This is a genomic window from Candidatus Bathyarchaeota archaeon, assembly GCA_026014805.1.
In the GTDB taxonomy this organism is placed as follows: Archaea; Thermoproteota; Bathyarchaeia; order Bathyarchaeales; family SOJC01; genus JAGLZW01.
Window position 1 is genome coordinate 29,431 of the sequence record JAOZHR010000031.1, and the last position, 16,297, is coordinate 45,727.

At 43.5% G+C, this 16,297-nt stretch carries 20 protein-coding genes; 12 read left to right on the forward strand and 8 right to left on the reverse strand.

Annotated elements, in window-relative coordinates; translation table 11 throughout:
• Window position 1 precedes the first annotated feature (1 nt).
• From NWE91_08670 to NWE91_08695, 6 genes are read left to right on the forward strand one after another with little or no spacing between them, the layout of a single operon-like run.
• A complete protein-coding gene (locus NWE91_08670) occupies window positions 2–481 on the forward strand; it encodes a LacI family DNA-binding transcriptional regulator (protein MCW3986459.1) in 480 nt (159 codons plus the stop codon).
• The gene (locus NWE91_08675) at window positions 462–881 is read left to right on the forward strand and encodes a hypothetical protein (GenBank protein MCW3986460.1); all 420 of its coding nucleotides are present in this window, start codon (window positions 462–464) and stop codon (window positions 879–881) included. Before NWE91_08670 ends, NWE91_08675 begins: the two co-directional genes overlap by 20 nt.
• A complete protein-coding gene (locus tag NWE91_08680; GenBank protein ID MCW3986461.1) occupies window positions 874–1,179 on the forward strand; it encodes a hypothetical protein in 306 nt (101 codons plus the stop codon). The genes NWE91_08675 and NWE91_08680 overlap by 8 nt, the downstream gene beginning before the upstream one ends.
• Window positions 1,180–1,205: 26 nt before the next feature.
• Window positions 1,206–1,499, forward strand: coding sequence for a hypothetical protein (locus tag NWE91_08685; GenBank protein MCW3986462.1), 294 nt, complete (start codon window positions 1,206–1,208; stop codon window positions 1,497–1,499).
• 8 nt (window positions 1,500–1,507) lie between these two features.
• Window positions 1,508–1,912, forward strand: coding sequence for a hypothetical protein (locus tag NWE91_08690; GenBank protein MCW3986463.1), 405 nt, complete (start codon window positions 1,508–1,510; stop codon window positions 1,910–1,912).
• Window positions 1,869–2,408 carry an HNH endonuclease gene (locus NWE91_08695; GenBank protein ID MCW3986464.1) on the forward strand — a complete coding sequence of 180 codons (540 nt, stop codon included), beginning with the start codon at window positions 1,869–1,871 and terminating at the stop codon, window positions 2,406–2,408. Before NWE91_08690 ends, NWE91_08695 begins: the two co-directional genes overlap by 44 nt.
• Window positions 2,409–2,493: 85 nt before the next feature.
• Here NWE91_08695 and NWE91_08700 read toward each other — a convergent pair whose 3' ends face one another.
• Together NWE91_08700 and NWE91_08705 are read right to left on the reverse strand one after the other, a co-directional pair.
• Window positions 2,494–4,950, reverse strand: a complete 2,457-nt coding sequence (locus tag NWE91_08700; GenBank protein ID MCW3986465.1) for a hypothetical protein — start codon at window positions 4,948–4,950, stop codon at window positions 2,494–2,496.
• A complete protein-coding gene (locus NWE91_08705; GenBank protein MCW3986466.1) occupies window positions 4,947–6,284 on the reverse strand; it encodes a metallophosphoesterase in 1,338 nt (445 codons plus the stop codon). The genes NWE91_08700 and NWE91_08705 overlap by 4 nt, the downstream gene beginning before the upstream one ends.
• A gap of 113 nt (window positions 6,285–6,397) precedes the next feature.
• Here NWE91_08705 and NWE91_08710 point away from each other — a divergent pair, with 113 nt between their 5' ends.
• Complete coding sequence (locus NWE91_08710) at window positions 6,398–6,979, forward strand: hypothetical protein (protein MCW3986467.1); 582 nt, start codon at window positions 6,398–6,400, stop codon at window positions 6,977–6,979.
• A 117-nt stretch (window positions 6,980–7,096) separates the two neighbouring features.
• Window positions 7,097–7,372 carry a hydrogenase formation protein HypD gene (locus tag NWE91_08715; GenBank protein ID MCW3986468.1) on the forward strand — a complete coding sequence of 92 codons (276 nt, stop codon included), beginning with the start codon at window positions 7,097–7,099 and terminating at the stop codon, window positions 7,370–7,372.
• On the opposite strand, the gene NWE91_08720 is transcribed toward NWE91_08715, so the two are convergent.
• The 4 genes from NWE91_08720 to NWE91_08735 all read right to left on the reverse strand — a co-directional run bounded on the left by NWE91_08720 (window position 7,305) and on the right by NWE91_08735 (window position 11,679).
• Window positions 7,305–8,792 carry a hypothetical protein gene (locus NWE91_08720; GenBank protein MCW3986469.1) on the reverse strand — a complete coding sequence of 496 codons (1,488 nt, stop codon included), beginning with the start codon at window positions 8,790–8,792 and terminating at the stop codon, window positions 7,305–7,307. The two genes, NWE91_08715 and NWE91_08720, sit on opposite strands and share 68 nt — an antisense overlap.
• Window positions 8,793–9,620: 828 nt before the next feature.
• Window positions 9,621–9,779, reverse strand: coding sequence for a DNA-directed RNA polymerase (locus NWE91_08725; GenBank protein MCW3986470.1), 159 nt, complete (start codon window positions 9,777–9,779; stop codon window positions 9,621–9,623).
• Between the two features lie 389 nt (window positions 9,780–10,168).
• A complete protein-coding gene (locus NWE91_08730; protein ID MCW3986471.1) occupies window positions 10,169–10,960 on the reverse strand; it encodes an ABC transporter permease in 792 nt (263 codons plus the stop codon).
• Entirely contained in the window at window positions 10,957–11,679 is a 723-nt protein-coding gene (locus NWE91_08735) for an ABC transporter ATP-binding protein (GenBank protein ID MCW3986472.1), read from the reverse strand. The genes NWE91_08730 and NWE91_08735 overlap by 4 nt, the downstream gene beginning before the upstream one ends.
• Window positions 11,680–11,960: 281 nt before the next feature.
• On the opposite strand from NWE91_08735, the gene NWE91_08740 reads away from it, so the two are divergent.
• The 4 genes from NWE91_08740 (at window position 11,961) to NWE91_08755 (ending at window position 15,508) form a co-directional block, all read left to right on the forward strand.
• The gene (locus NWE91_08740; protein ID MCW3986473.1) at window positions 11,961–12,251 is read left to right on the forward strand and encodes a hypothetical protein; all 291 of its coding nucleotides are present in this window, start codon (window positions 11,961–11,963) and stop codon (window positions 12,249–12,251) included.
• A gap of 203 nt (window positions 12,252–12,454) precedes the next feature.
• Window positions 12,455–13,204: a CdvA-like protein gene (locus NWE91_08745; protein ID MCW3986474.1), complete on the forward strand. Its 750-nt coding sequence runs from the start codon at window positions 12,455–12,457 to the stop codon at window positions 13,202–13,204.
• A gap of 107 nt (window positions 13,205–13,311) precedes the next feature.
• Window positions 13,312–14,379: a histone deacetylase gene (locus NWE91_08750; GenBank protein ID MCW3986475.1), complete on the forward strand. Its 1,068-nt coding sequence runs from the start codon at window positions 13,312–13,314 to the stop codon at window positions 14,377–14,379.
• Between the two features lie 7 nt (window positions 14,380–14,386).
• Complete coding sequence (locus NWE91_08755) at window positions 14,387–15,508, forward strand: aminotransferase class V-fold PLP-dependent enzyme (protein ID MCW3986476.1); 1,122 nt, start codon at window positions 14,387–14,389, stop codon at window positions 15,506–15,508.
• A gap of 7 nt (window positions 15,509–15,515) precedes the next feature.
• Here the strand turns inward: NWE91_08755 and NWE91_08760 are convergent, their stop codons facing one another.
• Together NWE91_08760 and NWE91_08765 are read right to left on the reverse strand one after the other, a co-directional pair.
• Window positions 15,516–15,737, reverse strand: a complete 222-nt coding sequence (locus tag NWE91_08760; GenBank protein ID MCW3986477.1) for a hypothetical protein — start codon at window positions 15,735–15,737, stop codon at window positions 15,516–15,518.
• A gap of 72 nt (window positions 15,738–15,809) precedes the next feature.
• Window positions 15,810–16,295 carry a GNAT family N-acetyltransferase gene (locus tag NWE91_08765; GenBank protein ID MCW3986478.1) on the reverse strand — a complete coding sequence of 162 codons (486 nt, stop codon included), beginning with the start codon at window positions 16,293–16,295 and terminating at the stop codon, window positions 15,810–15,812.
• Window positions 16,296–16,297 lie beyond the last annotated feature (2 nt).

Consider the following 16,297-nt stretch of genomic DNA (forward strand, 5'->3'; position numbering starts at 1 on the left):
AATGAATGCGTCAAAAAAAGAAGACAATGCAACATTGCGCGAACTAAGAAAGATATCGAAAATACTGATACTCGCCAATGCATCTATCATCGAGAAGGAACTTTCAAAGATTGCTAATAGTGATGCCCGCAAAAAGATATGGGTTCTTATAGATGGCAAAAGAATGCCAAAAGACTTGGCGAAAGAAGCTGGCGTGACCCAAATGGCAGTCTCCTACTTCCTTAATGCCGCAGCATCTGCTGAATTCATCGAGTACACTAAACGTGAACCTCCATGCAAAATACTGGATTATGTTCCTCCTTCTTGGATAGATCTAGTCATGGAGGAAAGAGGTGAGGCTGAACAAGAGGCATCGAAAGAGGTTGAAGATATGAAAGACAAAACAAATGAGAAAGAACTCGCTCCTCAAACTGTGGAAGCAGATTCAACAATAATACCCAAACAAGAAAAAGATGGTGAAAATGAGCAAGGAAAAGAATGAGCAGACTAAACTGCTAAGAGAGATTCTCAAATGGATCAAATTTGCAGGAATGAAAGAAGTAAAGAACACGCTTGTTGGTGTCTTGGATACCGAACTGAAGAGACTTGCTTATCACTTGAGCGATGGTACCCGTGGAACAGTGAAAATAGCCAAACTTGCAGGGATAGGTAGCACCAGTACAGTTTTTGACATGTGGCAGGCCTGGTTGAAATTGGGTTTGGGAGAGAGCATTCCGGTCAAAGGAGGATCGCGCTTCAAACGTTCTTTTGATCTAGAAGATTTTGGTATTGAAGTGCCTAGGGTTAAAGAGGTTGAGAAAGAAGAAAAGCAAGTAGCGGAGTCAACTACTCCTGACAAGACTGAGGGTTCTAAACAATTACAGGAGGAATCTTATGCCTGAAGAATTAGAAAAGGAATTATTGAGAAAAATACAAAGATCTTTAGAGGAAATCAAGGCGATTCTTACTCTTACAAATCAGGATAAACTTGCTGAAGTGAAGAAGTCACTGCTCAAAGAGGGAACGGTCAAATTGCACGTTTACAACTTGTGCGACGGAGCAAGAACAACCCAAGATCTAGCTCAAGCCCTCCAAAAATCAACAGATTATGTTAACTCCTACCTTAGCATACTGAGGCGTGAAGGTCTGATCAGGACAATCGAGAAAGATGGCAAACAAGTTCACGAGCAAATATTCTAGGCGATAGAGATGGCGGAGAACAAGAAATGAGTGAAGATATATTCAATGAGATGAAGAGTCTGTTGGAAGATATCAAGGCATTGCTTCTTATTACTAATCAAGACAAACTTGAGGAAACGAAAAAGAAAATATTGAAAGAGGGTTCTATTGAAAGTCATGTTTACGAGTTATGCGATGGTGTAAATGCGACTCAAGATATTGCCAACGAAATAAAAAAATCACAGGCATACACTCGCGCAGTTCTAAGTTCATTGCGACGCAAGGGATTAGTGAGAACTGTAGAACGAGATGGTAAGAAGGTACATGAGCAAAGATACTAGGTGATCAAATGTCAATTCATCCTGATACTCATGAACGGATTACAAAACTGCAGAAAGACGTAGAAGAAATCAAAGAGGAACTTGAAGACCAATGGCACGAAAGAAGATCTAACTACGAAAGTAGGATAAGAAAGGCTCTCGAAGGCGACAAGAATGCCACAATCCTGTACCTGGAAATAGATGGCGTGCGTTCAATAAAAGAGATTGAGAAAAGTTTGGCAAGCCAAGGAAATAGAATTCCAACTATGTCCTTATGGCGTGCCTCCAAGAGGCTACTGAAAAATGGTTTAATTAAGAAAGTAGGTGTTAAGGGTAAAAGCCCTATCTATGCAAAGAAACCTTGGGCTAAGGCATTGGATCTTGATAGCTATGTTCGGACAAAAATCCTCCAGCAAGAGAAATCGTCTAATTGAAGACATAATAAGTGTCGAAGACATACTCCTAGAATACATTATCGATAATGGGTGGAAAGATTACAACAAGTTTGCTAAGAAACTGACTGAGAAAATAGTTGAAAAACAGCCATCGACGCAGGAGGACCTAGTAAGACTGGTAGGCAACTTTGCCCATCCGTTTTTTGCTTTCAATGGCATTACTAAAGAACAATTTGTGGTTCGATTCCCTCTAACTGAGTTGTTAAGGCAATCCAGAATTCCAAGGCAATCGGTTACTCTAACTACAACAAAAAAACGCTCAACACCTAAACGTAGAGCGATCTCTAAGAAGCTTCGCCTACTTATTCTTGAAAGAGATGGTTATAGGTGTTGTACGTGTGGCAGAACTGCGAAAGAAACGAAACTTGAAGTAGATCACAGAATACCTGTAGCAAAGGGAGGCACGGATAGTCTCAACAACCTTTGGACTCTTTGTATTGATTGCAATAGAGGCAAATCTGACCTCTATATTTAGAGTCCAACCATTTTTTTTAATACTAAACAGCTTTCTAGAGTCATGTAAATATAAAAACAGGGATCAGAGGAAATTTCCATGCACGTCACGAACTGAACAGGGAGGAGACGTTGAGCGGTTTTATGTTCTTCTTGGTCTCAGTTACTTTCTTAAGAATATATAAGCCAGTCTTGGTCATCCTCTCTTCCATCTCAGGATTTCTCTCCACGTTAAGTGTCTTATACATAGCCAAACAGACTTGTGGATTGCGTGGGTCTTGAACCAAATCAATGATGTAATCAAGGAATTGTGGCAGCCGTAAATAGTCGAACCTGTCTGCGGCTTCATCCAATAAGATGGGAAGGCCAAAAGCCTTTGCTATCGACATCATAATTCCCAAGCTGATCACTGCTCTTTGAGCACCAGAAGGATGAGTGATGGGGTCTTCTTTCAATGTGCATCTAAAGAGACCCTCTCCAATATGCTCAAACATAAGATTCTCATCGGAAAGAATTCTTTGATAAGTCAGCTTAACATTCGCTTCAATATTTTGTGCTAAGCGTTCCACAATCTCTTTCAAATTGCTTTTTCTACGAACGATATCAAAAATCTGTACCCCAAGGAGGCAAGCTATTTCCGACATCCCAATCGTTTGAAGTTTTTCTTCGATTCCTTGAATCTCGCCGAAGTTTTCATCAACCCATCCTCTAGCCTTTTGAAGTTTCTCACCTCTTTCTTTTAACTTGTCAGCCTTCTCCTCTAGAAGATCCAATATTCTCTTGATGGAGTCTTTGTCGATTTTTTCGGGAATTACGATCTTCTCATAGTCTTTCAGTTGCTCGGTCAGGTCTTGCTTGAGCTTTTTTCGGGCAGTCGTTAACGCATCTTTCACGGTTTCAACTGAATCTTCAAACTGTTCAATATCTGTCAGGTCGATAGCTTTCTTGGTTATCTGGAAAGGTTCACATAGAAGAGAATATGCACCCATCCATTTGCTGTTTAAGTCAGTTATCTTATCCTTTCTGTAGTCTATTTTTCTCTTGAGCGATTCGATTTCACGCTGCAGATAGGCCAATTGTTCGGTTTTTATCTCAGAATATTTTCTCCGTGCGTTTTTCAAATCTTTCAAAGAGTCTTTCAGTTCTTTGATCGCATCTTTCAACGTTGCGACATGTTTCTCATGAAGTTTCATCAATTCCTTACTGACCTTCTTTGGTTTGAAGGCCCGCGGAATTGGAGAAATGCGGATATACTTCAGTTCCTTGACTAATTCATCCAGCGCTATTCCGACTTTTGCTTCTTCCTTGGCGAAGAACAGAATAGCCTGTATCCCATCTGGCTTCTTAATCGGTTTCTCGATCGTTTTCAAAAGCCCGCTATACTCCTTCCTAGTATTCGATAAATCGGATGGGGAAGTGTGATATTTGTCAGCGACCCTACAAACACCTGCTATTGTTGTCCGGACCGAAGAAAGACCCTCAAGAATTTTTTCTACCTCATCCGCATGTTTCAGAACCGAGAAATTGAAGTCCTTGTACTCAGGAAGGTCGAAGTCTTTAAGAATCTCAACCTGCTCTGCGTCAGGCAGAGTACTCAGTTTCATGTTCCACTCATTCAGTTTTTCCTTTGCTTCTTCCAGCTTTTCTTTTTCTTGCAGTGCTTTTCTGAATTCCTCTTCCGCTTCAACCAATTCACTCAGGTGTGAGACGGCTTTCGTTTTTGTGTTTATTTGTGTTGCCAATCTCTCTATGTTGAGTGCGACCTTCTCGGTTTTTTCTGGAATTTTCTTCATTTCCGCCTCGATCTTTTCTTTGAAATTATTTATGCCCTCAGATCCTCTTCGGAAATACTCCTCGATCTCCTTCTCCTCTTCAACTTCCAGATTGACAATTTCCTCTTTTAATGACTGCTTTCTTCTGTTAAGAAGTTCCCTTTCTCTTATGCCTAGATCATGAAGATTGCTGAGGTGTCTGCCGTATTTCTCTGCTGTACTTCTTATGTTCTCAATCCTTTTCTGAATCAGTTCAGGTATGGAAACAACCTCTTTGTTCATGGCTCTGGAAAAGTTTGCAACATTAGAAGGTGCAATCAGAATGTCGAGAATCTCCGGATATATCCTCCGCTTCTCTAACTCGCTTCTTATTTCTTTGACGCTTGTTGTTACAGGACGCCCCCAATCAATCTGTTCCAGAAACTTCTCTATTCCACTTTCAGGAAGTTTCTCTTCCTTTATGTAAAGGAACTGTTTGCTACTGATGTGTTTGCCCTTTCTACGAAAATCATATCTTAGCTTGAGAAGAGTGTTCCCTTGGCTGAAATAGAATGCGGCAGAGCCACGATTCAAAGGAGATATAAGAATCTCGTCTTTTCCAAGTTTTTTGTCTTCGGAGTATCTGGTTTTTCGTCGTCCGAGTGGTGGGTCGATGCAATAACGGAATGCGTTGATGATATTTGTTTTTCCGGATAAGTTCTCTCCATAAAATATGACCGGTTGCTTGCTGACAAAATCTACATTGCCGTATAGACCCAGCATACCGTCGAAATTCGCAAATAGTAGTCTCATTCTTTCACCTTCTTTACAAATTCCTCCAAGTGTGTCTCAAAGTTTTTCGGCTTCTTCATCCCTTCTTTCTTTTGAATTATCTTTGTCACGCGTTCCACAAAGTTCCTCAGCATAACCGTTATTTTTGGCGTAGGTCCTTGGAACATATTGGAATCCTCTTTGAGTACAGCATCTATTACTCCTCTAACAGTCTCCAAGCTGATTTTGCTAGGTAACTTTTCGTTGATCAACTGCAGAATCTCAGAATCCAGTTTCCGCACTTCCTTCCATATTTGCTCAGGGGAAACAATAGGCGCGAGTGTTTCTTCTCCAACCAAGAACGGTGTTTTTCTGGTGAACTCTTTCAAGATTTCTGTCACAAACAGATCGGGATACTCATGCGGAATATCTTCCAGAAACACGGGGGAGAATTCAAGCTGACCAGAGACAGCTGGCAATACGATTAGTTCTTCTTTACCCTTTCTAGCGTTCAGCTCATCAAGAACTGATCTTAATCTTCTTCTCGCTTCCTCCAGCTTTGTATTCGAGAATTCAAAATGGAGTAACAAAATCTTTCTTGAAGGATTAAAACGGTGAAACTTTAGCTTTCGCTTCTCTGAATCGAAAATGACAAATCCAAAAGGAGATGGTCTTTCTTCCTTGATGTATTTACTATCTTCTGGTCCCCATCTGTATCTTTCCATCCAATATTTTCCCCACACAACCCGCGATGGCAACAGTGAGGGCAGAATGACAGTCTTTTCTTTCCGGTACGTTTCCGCATCGTAATAATGCATGTGACCATTGAAAACGTGGTTGAATGCTGGACCACACTTTTCGATTATTTGTGGTGGCACCGCATTATCGAATGGTGCAAGCGTTTCGTGCATTACTAGCACAGGAGCGGAATAATTGCTTGCTTCTTTCACAACGGTCTCGAAGACGGTCTTAAGTCGTTTCGTATCGTATCCACTGGTCTCATAACAAGTCTCAAGAAAATAAACGTCGAGTTCCCCTATTTTCTCCCATTCGTTTTCTCTGTAATGAAAATTTTCAACCGTCTGATCCAAGCTCATAAGAACTTCTGACTTTTCATGGTTCCCTCTAACGGCAAATATAGGTACATCAATTGTGGTCAGAAGCTTCCTTATTCTTATCATGGAAGCTTCACCTTCATAGTGACGAAGATATGTAGTAGCTGTTTTCTTGTAGTCGAACATATCTCCAGCCAGAATGATCGCATCAGGCTTAAGCTTCGCAGCAGAGTTCAAAACTTGTGCAAAATCCGATAGCGGATCATATTTTTCCATGTAGGTCTGAAATAGGTGTGCATCACTCAAAAAACACAGCTTCATGGGGTTTCCCTTCTTTATAAGATCTTGGTCTGATATGTATAAGCATGTTGTCAAAGAATTAATATTCAAGGATGGCTTTGTCAAATACGTAAAATTCAAAGGGATGAAAGACTGTGGCCAAATCTTTCAACGAAAGAGTTGAGGATTGCATTTTAAGGATAATCAGCACATTCAGGAGAAATCCAGAACTGTTCCTAACGGAATCCGACCTCAAGTGCAGACTGTTCATGGAACTCAATAATGATCCCTTGTTTTCGCAAGAAGAAGTGACCAAGGATGGAGCGAAAAGGACAAACTACGTACACTCTGAGAGTTCATATTTCGTTTTCGGAAAACTGAACAAAAAACGTGTTGATGTAACTGTCGTTAAACCGTCTAACTACGACTTTGAGAATGAAGAAGTTGTGTATAGAAAGGGTTATTATTTTTCCGAGCCTAGCATCGGTATTGAGCTAAAACTCAATAAAAATAAGTCTAAAAACAGAATGCAAAAAGAGTTGAAAGAGGTTTTAGATGACTTGAGAAAATTGAAACGTAGTAGACCTGAATCTAGCTTCTACGGATTATTACTGGACAAAAGGAAAGTATTTTCCGAGGAAGAGATCAGTGACGTTCAAAATGAGTATAACGGAATCAGAGTTTTCTATGCCTCAATGGGTTCTGCTTCAGAGAAACAAGCCACTAGAAAAAAATAGGGCGCAGAGGATTTCTTTCCGTAACGCAGCGTGGGTTCGAATCCCACCCCCGGCGCCAAACTCTACGTACTACGTTTAAATCCTTGGTGGCGCGCGCTTGCGCATAAAAGGCACAGTATGAGGGTGGAGGCGGGTAGGGATATTTTACTTGGGTGTCAGTGTTATTTGGTGATGATTGGGAAGATTAAGTCTAATGAATGCTCGTTGTTTTTGGGCGCTTGCACACCTGAGTCGCCGAAAGGAGCTTGTATGGTTTCAGTTGAGGGTACTTGCAATATTTGGGCGACGTATGGTGTAGAGAAATCGAAGTGCGTTTCGTTTGGGCTCAACTCTTTTCTACAGGTTTCAAGGGCGTGTGTTTTGCTTTATGTTTTCTCTTGTATAGTGTTTTGATGGATGCTGCCGCGAAGACTGCGGATACGACTATAATGGGTGAAATCCAAGACGCTGGCAATGTAATCTTCTTTATAGAAACAGATACGCCGCCCACCACAGTGAAACCCGCATCATTCACGTCCAAGTCGTCAAGAGGATCACAGGATTTGTTATATTTTCGATCCCTATTCACGTCGACAACGATGTCAAATTCTCCACTCCTAGCTGATTCCCATATTAGTGCTGGTGGGGTTCCGGATCCCTCTAAGTTGCTGTACGCAATGTCTCCGTTGCCATCAGTTGTGACGTTCTCAGCGGTCCCGTCGACACGGTCTGGAATATCCATTCCATTGGTCCACGTTGTGTCGTTGACCACGTAGATAGGATAGGTTGTGTATGGGGCATAATTGCTGCCATATACGTACACCGATTCGTCCTTATCGAATACGTCTTTCCTGTTTCCCTCAAAGTCCGAAGATTCTATAACTGGTAAAGGTAACACCTCGAAGCCTGCACCGTCTACGTCGTTGTCATCGAGAGCGTCTATAGTCTCGTTGTACAATCCGTCATTATTCACGTCTACTATGACATCGTATGCCCCTGTGACTTTGACGGCGGAAGGCCATATTAGTGCGGGTGGGGGCCCAGGTGGCTCCAAGTTGCTGTAGGCAATGTCTCCGTTGCCATCAGTTGTGACGTTCTCAGCGGTCCCGTCGATAGGGTCTGGAATATCCATTCCATTGGTCCACGTTGTGTCGTTGACCACGTAGATAGGATAGGTTGTGCTTGGGGCGTAGCCAGAGCCATACGCATACACTGATTCACAATAACCGAAGCTGTCTTTTGCGCGCTCGCCCTCGAGATCCGAAGATTCCACTTCTGGGGTTGGTTGCGTGGGATACGCTGTTGTTGGGCCAGTTCCTATTCCTGGACCTGCTGCTGCGTAACCGCTGGGGCTTTCGCTTGCGTTAACTGGCTGCCAAGCTGGATCTCCAGGCTTGTAGCTCGTCTTCACAGGCCAGTACCATACCGCTGACTCGTACTCAATTTCTACATAGAAGTAGAGTCCAGAAAGACCCCCAGCAGGATGAATGTCGCACACCGCTCTGCCATGTGTATAATTCGGGTTCCAATATCCGCTGAATATTGGGTTCTGCCTAACGTCAGCAATTTTGTCATAAACATATGTTCCTGCTCCGTCATCTGCAGGCATGACAGTGAAATTACCAGTGGTTGAGTTTGCCCAATAGATTGTTAAGCTGGCATTGTCTATCGGTGTGCCAGAGACTTCTGTGACGTACCAGCTCACCTCAACCGGGCTAGGCGAGAGCGTCGCAGGGGGAGATGTCGCATTGACCAAAGTGGCTGTCAATATTATCCAAAACAATATAGATAAAGAGAGAGGCATAGACCACTTTAGCAATGTCTGATTAACCATTTCTCCTCCTCTCTCCTAAATACTACTATGTTTTGTTGCACTTAAGATTTATGAATGTTTCTTCTATGCGACGTTTCACAGAAAGCGAAAAATAGGTCGCTGAACGCGATTTTCAACAGCAACGCCGAGCGAACAGAGTAATTTTAGGTGAAATCGTAAAGATGCATTCACGGGAAATCATGAATAATTTAAAGTGTTAAGCAATCAGCAAATGACGGCTGAGGTTGTGGCTATTATGGTTGAAATTCATATGTGAGTATGGCTGATTTTGCGCACGCATGGAAGTATAAGTAGCCTCAACGTTTCTCTTTGCGCTTTTTCCTTTTCTCTTTTCTTTCCTTCTTGGTCATTGGCTTTTTCTTAGAGCTTTTTCCCATACCCACCTAATTCACGCCATATTGAGGTTATGGCAGAGCAACATTAAACTTACGGCCAATACGCGCGTTTTTCCATAGCCTGCGCCTACTTACGCCGTCAATTTCTACGACAATCATTTAGGATACCACTCTCAACGACTGAAAAATCATGCAACAACATATGGAGTTTGCACACCCACATCTGCTTAGGTCTTACGACTTACATGAAAAATGGGGAGTTGCGGGGGATATCTCCACTGTGGGTAGGGTTCAAATCTCACCCCCCACACAATTATTTTTATCCTAACTCTACATTTCAGTTTATAGAAGATGCATACATTGCCAAAGCTTCTTCAGAATCAAAGCCTTTCTTGACGGTGATTTTTTCTTTCTTTCGTGTGTGCGCAAAAGAAGAAAAGATAAAAAAAAGAAAAAGGATTGTGAACGAAGAATAGGAAGTCAGCTTGTGAGTTTAATATCTATTTCTTCTTGGGGGTCTTCTCTTTGCATAGCATTCTCGGCAGTATACGGGTCTGCTTCCGTCAGGTTTGAACGGAACTTCACATTCTTGTTTACATTCCGCGCAAACTGCCTTATGCATTTCTCTTGGTTCTCTACTTCCATACGACATCTAGACTGCACCTCCGATTCGCTGAAAGAACTAGTTTCGTCAGAACACTAATTCTGGAATGCTTACCTTAGAGTTGCTTATAAACTGCGCGGCGCCTTGACACTGCACTTTCATTCGAGCAAGTCAGCCCTCAGTTCGCAAAATGTGTGTGTGGGGGGTTCAAATCCCACCCCCGGCGCTAAACTGCGCAAATTGCGTCTAAATCCTCGGCTACGTACGCACGTTGGATAAAGAAACACGGTGGGCCATCTCTTCTGGTGTTGTATTGGATAATATCATGTATTCTAGGCGGGATTTGATTCAACGTAGCTCCTGCCATAACAAAATTGCTTGGGACTTAGAACCTCCCTTCACCACAGTTTTTGCGTCTAACCAAAAGGGTTTTGTGGCTAGAGCATTTCCCTGCGCCTCGCGAAAAATATGCTCAAAAAGAAACATGCTACGAGGTAAGCTGCCATTGCGGCGGCGGATAGACCTATATCGTACTCGAGAGCTCCTGCCGGCATGCCAATCCCCATGCCTGCCGTCATCATAGCCTTGAATCCTGGGTATACCATAATGATGGCGTCGCCAGCACGTGATAAAAGGAACCAGCTTGGCTGATCAGCCATCATGAGAACTCCATCGATAGTGCCGGATATTAGCATAATGAAGGCAAGCGTCATGACCGTGGCGCCCATGGCTCCCTTAGATATTGAGCTGAAGAAGAAAGTTAGGGAGAGGATGCTACCCGCAAAAAGAAGGCATAATGCAAATGATGTCCCTACTTCAATTGGAATCTGACCATAGATCCTCAAGAGGGAGACGCACACGATCCCATATCCAAGAAGGACGATTAGCGCTACTGACACGTAGCATGCAAGATATTTTCCGATGACCATGGTTGTTCGCTTGACTGGGGTTGGAAAGAGTATGTAACCCGTTTTATTCTCAAACTCTCCAGCTATGGCATCGCCAGCAAAGAAAACCGCCCCTATGGATGCAAAGGTAGCGCTGATCGAGAGCATGCCGGCCATTGCCGTTATGTCATCTGGATAATCAACACCGAAACCGGGCAGACCTACGAGGATCGATAACTCGACAGCAATGACAATCCCCATGACAGCATACAGCCGCTTCCTGCGCAGGTGCTTCAGAAACTCATACTTCGTGATTATCTTCAGTTTCTCGAACTCGCTCAAATGGCCGCCTCCGTCAACTTGAGGTACGCACGTTCCAGTGACCGATACTTCCTCTTTAAACGGGCGACACTGTCATACACGCGTAGTCGCCCATGATCGATTATCGCTACCTTATCGCATACTTGGGCGACCTCAGTGAGCAAATGCGAGGCGTAGAAGACCGTTTTCTCCTTTCTCGCCTCTTTAAGGATTTTCCGCACCTCCATCATGCCCCTAGGATCGAGACCCAACGCCGGCTCGTCGAGGATCAAGATCGGTGGATCATGGAGTAAGGCCTGTGCGACCGCAAGGCGTTGCTTCATCCCGCGCGAAAACTTCTCTATCTTGACCTTAGCCCATCCCTCGAGCCTGACGAGTTTAATTACCTCCTTTATCCTGCTCTTTAGCCCGCGCCCACGCATCCCACGAAGCCTGCCGAGGTAGCTGAGCGTCTCTTCAGGGGTGAGGTAGGGATAAAATTCGGGAGTCTCTACTATGGCGCCAACTTTCGAAAGCGCTAGCTCGCGCTCCTCAACGATGTTAATGCCCTCGATGTGAGCTGTACCCGAGGATGGGCGAAGGAGTGCGCATAAGATCTTGATGGCTGTGGTCTTGCCAGCACCATTAGGGCCAAGGAGCGCAACGTCCTCGTTCTCTTCTATCTTCAGCGAGAGGTTATCGAGGGCTAAGAAACCGCCGTAATATTTGGTGAGGTTCTCAATAACGATGGCTTCGCGCATGTTTGGTGATTAGTCGACGAGGATTTAAAATTATCGCGCGCACAATCTCTAATTGGGTTTCTGGATCCATGCAAAAACCAAGGATTTAAACCGCGTTTGAACCTAACCCCCGCCAAAATTTTTTAGTGTGGCCTTAATTCTCTCTTTCAACTTACGCGCCTTTTCTTCAAGTCTTGAGATGTGTACTGAATGGTGAATTCTAAAATCTTATAAGACGAAATTCACTGTTTTAGAAGGTTTTAAATTTGGAAACCAATTTGTAGTTTAGGAGAAGTGATTGTATGACTGAAGCTGCAGAGGAAAAGTCAGTTGATCAACAATCTGAAAAGCTACCTATCTCGGAATTTTACAAAGTAGTTGATTACATGACAATCTTTAAAAGCGGTAAATGGTGGGAAGCTATTGTGGCCATTGAATCTTTTGGTAGACGTTCCATCGCTATGTACATGTGGGAGTTTAGAGATGGGAAGTGGAAGAGAAAGCACAAGTTTAGCATTAGAAGCGTGGATGAGTGGAAAAAAGTAAAAGATTCCGTTGAGAAACTTTTGCCAAAAATCACAAAAGAGAAATAGCGTTACTTTGTTTTCTTTTGCTTGCCTTTATAAGCAAATTAGTTGTAACCTAACATTTTACGATATATTTACATGTTATAATGAAAACCTTTAGTTTATGCTTTTCTGTCAAATACAGCAAGTATCTTGACCCTTTTTATCAAAGTTTGCCTATTTAAAGGTTATTTTGAGTTTCAACCTTAACTGGGATGCGGTGTAAGTGATTGATTTCGTGGAAATATTCATTGGAGAAAATAGATGGCGAATTAGAGCTCGCCAAGAAAAAGAAACAAGCTTTAGATAAATTGTTTGAAGAAGGAAAAGTTTCGCAGCCCACTTACGACTCGTTTAGCAATGAAGTTGCCGATGCCATAACTGAGATCGAGGCAAAACAGATTTCCTTGGGGGAAAAGATGAAGACAAAGATAAGTGAACTAGAGCAGCAACTGAAAACGTTGGAGTTCCTACTTGTAAACTCTGAAATTCGTCACGTCTCCGGAGAAATTGAAGAAGAGGCATACAATCGTGAATGCAACGTGCTTTCATTGGGATTGGAGACAACAAGGCAAGAACTCAACGAAATTAAAGAAGCAATCTCTGACCTCAGCGAGCGAAACATAGGTCTTTCACCACCCCCGCCACTTCAAGTTGAAGAAGCAGAAGCAACTCCTGTTGAACCAGAAACTGAGGAGAGCCTTGAGATAGTTATGGACTCCGAGACAACAACTTCGTTAGAAACAACCTTAGAGGAACAACCAACGATCCCAGAAGAAACCGAAGCAGTGCCGGTGGAAACAGTTTCGGAACAAGAAGAGCCTCCAGTGGAGGAGGCCCAAAAGTACTTTCGAAACGAAGAGACCCCATCATCAGAAGAAGCAGAGACGTCAGAGACTTTGGAAGACACGCAAGAAACCCAAGAGGAAGTCTCGCAAGAAGTCCCGGTCGAAGACGAAACGGAGCAAGCGCAAGAATAAGCGTTAAGAAAACACTTTAATCCTTCTTTTTATTTTGCCAGCTTACTTCCTAGCTACTGATGTTTTTTATAGTTGTACGTTTCGATATTGAAAAAGAAGTGCAATTGTTGCGTGTTGGAATAGCTTTTCACGAAAAATATAGGCAGTACGACTTTGGACCTGGGCATCCCTTTAGAGGCGACCGTTTTGACAATGCTATGAAGCTTTTTAAAGAAAAGGGACTACTAGGTTTGCCTAACGTCAGCATTTTAAAACCTGAAATCGCTATGTTGAAAGATTTGTTGTGGGTTCACGACAAAAGCTACGTTGACTTAATTTTCGACTTTGCAAAAAAGGGTCGACCTTATGACGTTGACACGCCCTTATCGCCCAGCATACTTGAAGCAGCACTGCATATTATGGGTGGAGCGTTGAAAATTGGAAAGTCTCTTTATAGCGGAGAGATCGAACGCGGAGTTTCACTTGGTGGTGGGCTTCATCATGCAGGGAATAACTTCGGTGGTGGATTCTGCATCTTCAACGATGTCGCCATACTGGCCAAGTATCTTCAGGAGAAACATGGGGTTAAACGTGTTTTGATTTTGGATTATGATGTGCACGCTGGAAACGGCACTAGTGACATTTTCTATTCTGACCCTTCGGTGCTGTTTATTTCAGTGCATCAAGACCCGAAAACTCTTTTTCCAGGCACTGGTTTTGTTGGTCAGATTGGTAGGGGTGAGGGCGAGGGGTTTAATGTTAATGTGCCTTTGCCGCCTGGAACTGGTAATGTGACGTATTTCCTTGTGTTAAAGGAGATTTTTGTTCCTCTTGCTAAGGAGTTCAAGCCGGATGTTGTTCTGGCGAATGGTGGGAGTGATCCGCATTTTGCTGACATTCTTGGCAGTTTGGGTTTGACTGTGAAGGGTTTTTTTGACTTGTCGAGGCTTGTTGTGGATGTGGCGGAAGAGGTCTGTGGGGGTAAGGCTGTTCTGTTGGTGGGTAGTGGTTACAATCCTCGAGTTCTGCCTCTCTGTTGGTATGCTCTTGCAGCGGGGGTTGCAGGTGTGGAAAGGATAGAGGTGACCGATCCTTCTGAGCCACCGGTTGAGCCTCCTTGGTGTCATGAGCGTGTTGAGGCCACGGTGAAAGAGTTAAGGCAGATTCTAAAAAAATATTGGAGATGTTTCAGGTAGGCAAAAAATGATGGATATTCAACAGATTCGTGAGAAGTTCCCAGTGACGCAGAGTAAGGTGTTTTTGAATCACTCTGCTTACTCGCCTCTTCCGCAGCCCGTAGTGGATGTGATGAGGAAGTATAATGAGGACCTTTGTCGCTTTGAGATTGACGATTCCGAGTATAGTCTTGGGCAAGAGTTTTTTGCGAAGCTTATAGGTGCTGAAAAAGGTGAGATTGCCTTGGTTCCGAATACTTCTACGGGGCTGAATGTAGTTGCGAACATGCTTGACTATCCGAGAGGGGCTAATGTAGTCACTACGGATTTGGAGTATCCCTCGGTGGTGTATCCTTGGCTTAAAAGGAAGCTTGGCGCGGAGGTGCGGTATGTTAAGAATGTTGACGGGAGGGTTCTTGTTGAGGATGTGGAGAAGGCTGTTGACGACCAGACTGCTGTGGTTACCATTAGCCATGTGGAGTACGTGAACGGTTTTAGACATGACTTAAAGGCGTTGGCTGAGATAGCGCATGAGCATGGGGCCTATCTTGTAGTGGATGCTATTCAGTCGCTGGGTGCTATGCCCGTTGACGTAATGAGAGATAGCGTGGATTTTTTGACGGCGAGCTGTTACAAATGGCTGTTGGGCCCTGCTGGGGCAGGATACTTGTATGTTCCCAAGGAGCTTGTGGAAAGGTTTGAACCGCCCTTTATCGGTTGGGCAAGCGTGAAGCCCGAGGTTTTTGAGACAATTGAGTTTTGGGACATTTGGCAACTACAGCTTTCCAGAACTGCCAGTCGTTTTGAGGTAGGTTGTCCGAGTTTCATAAGTTATGTGGGGGCGGCGGTTGCCATTCAACTTCTCCTAAATGTGGGCATTGAGAATATTCAAAAGCGTGTTTTAGGTCTGACAGAGTTGCTTATGGATTCTGTGAAGAGTTTGGGATTCCGGCTTACCACTCCAGAAGATAGGGAGTGTCGTTCGGGTATAGTTCATTTTCTTGCTGATAGGGCGCAGAAGAGGGCTGAGAGTCTAAGGGAGAAGAGGATTATAGTTTCAGCGCGGTCGAATGGGCTGCGTGTTGCCCCTCACTTCTACAACACCGAAGAAGAAATTGAACGGTTGATTCAAGAACTTAAAACTACGTGAAAATAGCTTATACTAGCTGCCTAGTCTGTGTTTCCCTCAGTTTGGAAACGAAACCGTCTCTATCCTCTGCAAGACTCTTCTTTACCTTTTTCCAAGTAGCTGAACAACTCTTATACTCCACACTAACAATGCCATGAATAACTCTGTCAATCTCTTGCTTGTTCTCTTTAGTGACTTCTATCCCCGCTTTCTCAAAAACCTGTTTAAGATGCCTAAAATAGCAAGTCATAACAAACTTCCCTCAACATGTAAACGAGCTTTCTAAACCTGTAACTTACTAAACTAATTTCGAAAAAGAAACTTAACACACACGGCTCTCATTAATTTTACCTCCAGTCGAGATATAAAACGCTATAGCTCTCTGGATAGCATCTTTACCTTCAGGATTGAAAGGCGTTACCTTGGCCACTTTCATCCCATGGTTCTTTAACCATTGCAGAGCGGTCAATAGAAGAGTTGTTCCGATGTGTTGCCTTCGGTATTTAGGGAGAACGTGAACTCCACCATCAAGAATTCCAACCTTTGACTCTATGTCTAGCCTTGGACTAACACAACCCACCGGCTTGTTTTCTGAATAGGCAATGAAAGGTTGCTCCAAACCTGCTGAGAGATACGGACCTACTCGTCTTTCAGTCACTTCTGGACTCTTTATGAACCCTCCCCACGTGACAACCAAGATATTGCCCACCTCTTCTAGTTGTTCCTTGGAAATGGGCTTTATGACAACCTCCTTGTTCACTAACTTTTCTGGTTGGGGTTCTGTTAGATCCCAGACAATCGTCACCATGC

Excerpts from the sequence above, each read along its gene's own strand:
- NWE91_08755 (MCW3986476.1), top strand. The coding sequence starts at position 14,387 with ATGATGGATATTCAACAGATTCGTGAGAAGTTCCCAGTGACGCAGAGT.
- NWE91_08765 (MCW3986478.1), bottom strand. The coding sequence starts at position 16,295 with ATGGTGACGATTGTCTGGGATCTAACAGAACCCCAACCAGAAAAGTTA.
- NWE91_08735 (MCW3986472.1), bottom strand. The coding sequence starts at position 11,679 with ATGCGCGAAGCCATCGTTATTGAGAACCTCACCAAATATTACGGCGGT.
- NWE91_08675 (MCW3986460.1), top strand. The coding sequence starts at position 462 with ATGAGCAAGGAAAAGAATGAGCAGACTAAACTGCTAAGAGAGATTCTC.
- NWE91_08680 (MCW3986461.1), top strand. The coding sequence starts at position 874 with ATGCCTGAAGAATTAGAAAAGGAATTATTGAGAAAAATACAAAGATCT.
- NWE91_08705 (MCW3986466.1), bottom strand. The coding sequence starts at position 6,284 with ATGAAGCTGTGTTTTTTGAGTGATGCACACCTATTTCAGACCTACATG.
- NWE91_08740 (MCW3986473.1), top strand. The coding sequence starts at position 11,961 with ATGACTGAAGCTGCAGAGGAAAAGTCAGTTGATCAACAATCTGAAAAG.
- NWE91_08720 (MCW3986469.1), bottom strand. The coding sequence starts at position 8,792 with ATGGTTAATCAGACATTGCTAAAGTGGTCTATGCCTCTCTCTTTATCT.
- NWE91_08700 (MCW3986465.1), bottom strand. The coding sequence starts at position 4,950 with ATGAGACTACTATTTGCGAATTTCGACGGTATGCTGGGTCTATACGGC.
- NWE91_08690 (MCW3986463.1), top strand. The coding sequence starts at position 1,508 with ATGTCAATTCATCCTGATACTCATGAACGGATTACAAAACTGCAGAAA.
- NWE91_08725 (MCW3986470.1), bottom strand. The coding sequence starts at position 9,779 with ATGTCGTATGGAAGTAGAGAACCAAGAGAAATGCATAAGGCAGTTTGC.
- NWE91_08715 (MCW3986468.1), top strand. The coding sequence starts at position 7,097 with ATGAGGGTGGAGGCGGGTAGGGATATTTTACTTGGGTGTCAGTGTTAT.
- NWE91_08670 (MCW3986459.1), top strand. The coding sequence starts at position 2 with ATGAATGCGTCAAAAAAAGAAGACAATGCAACATTGCGCGAACTAAGA.
- NWE91_08685 (MCW3986462.1), top strand. The coding sequence starts at position 1,206 with ATGAGTGAAGATATATTCAATGAGATGAAGAGTCTGTTGGAAGATATC.
- NWE91_08695 (MCW3986464.1), top strand. The coding sequence starts at position 1,869 with ATGTTCGGACAAAAATCCTCCAGCAAGAGAAATCGTCTAATTGAAGAC.
- NWE91_08760 (MCW3986477.1), bottom strand. The coding sequence starts at position 15,737 with ATGACTTGCTATTTTAGGCATCTTAAACAGGTTTTTGAGAAAGCGGGG.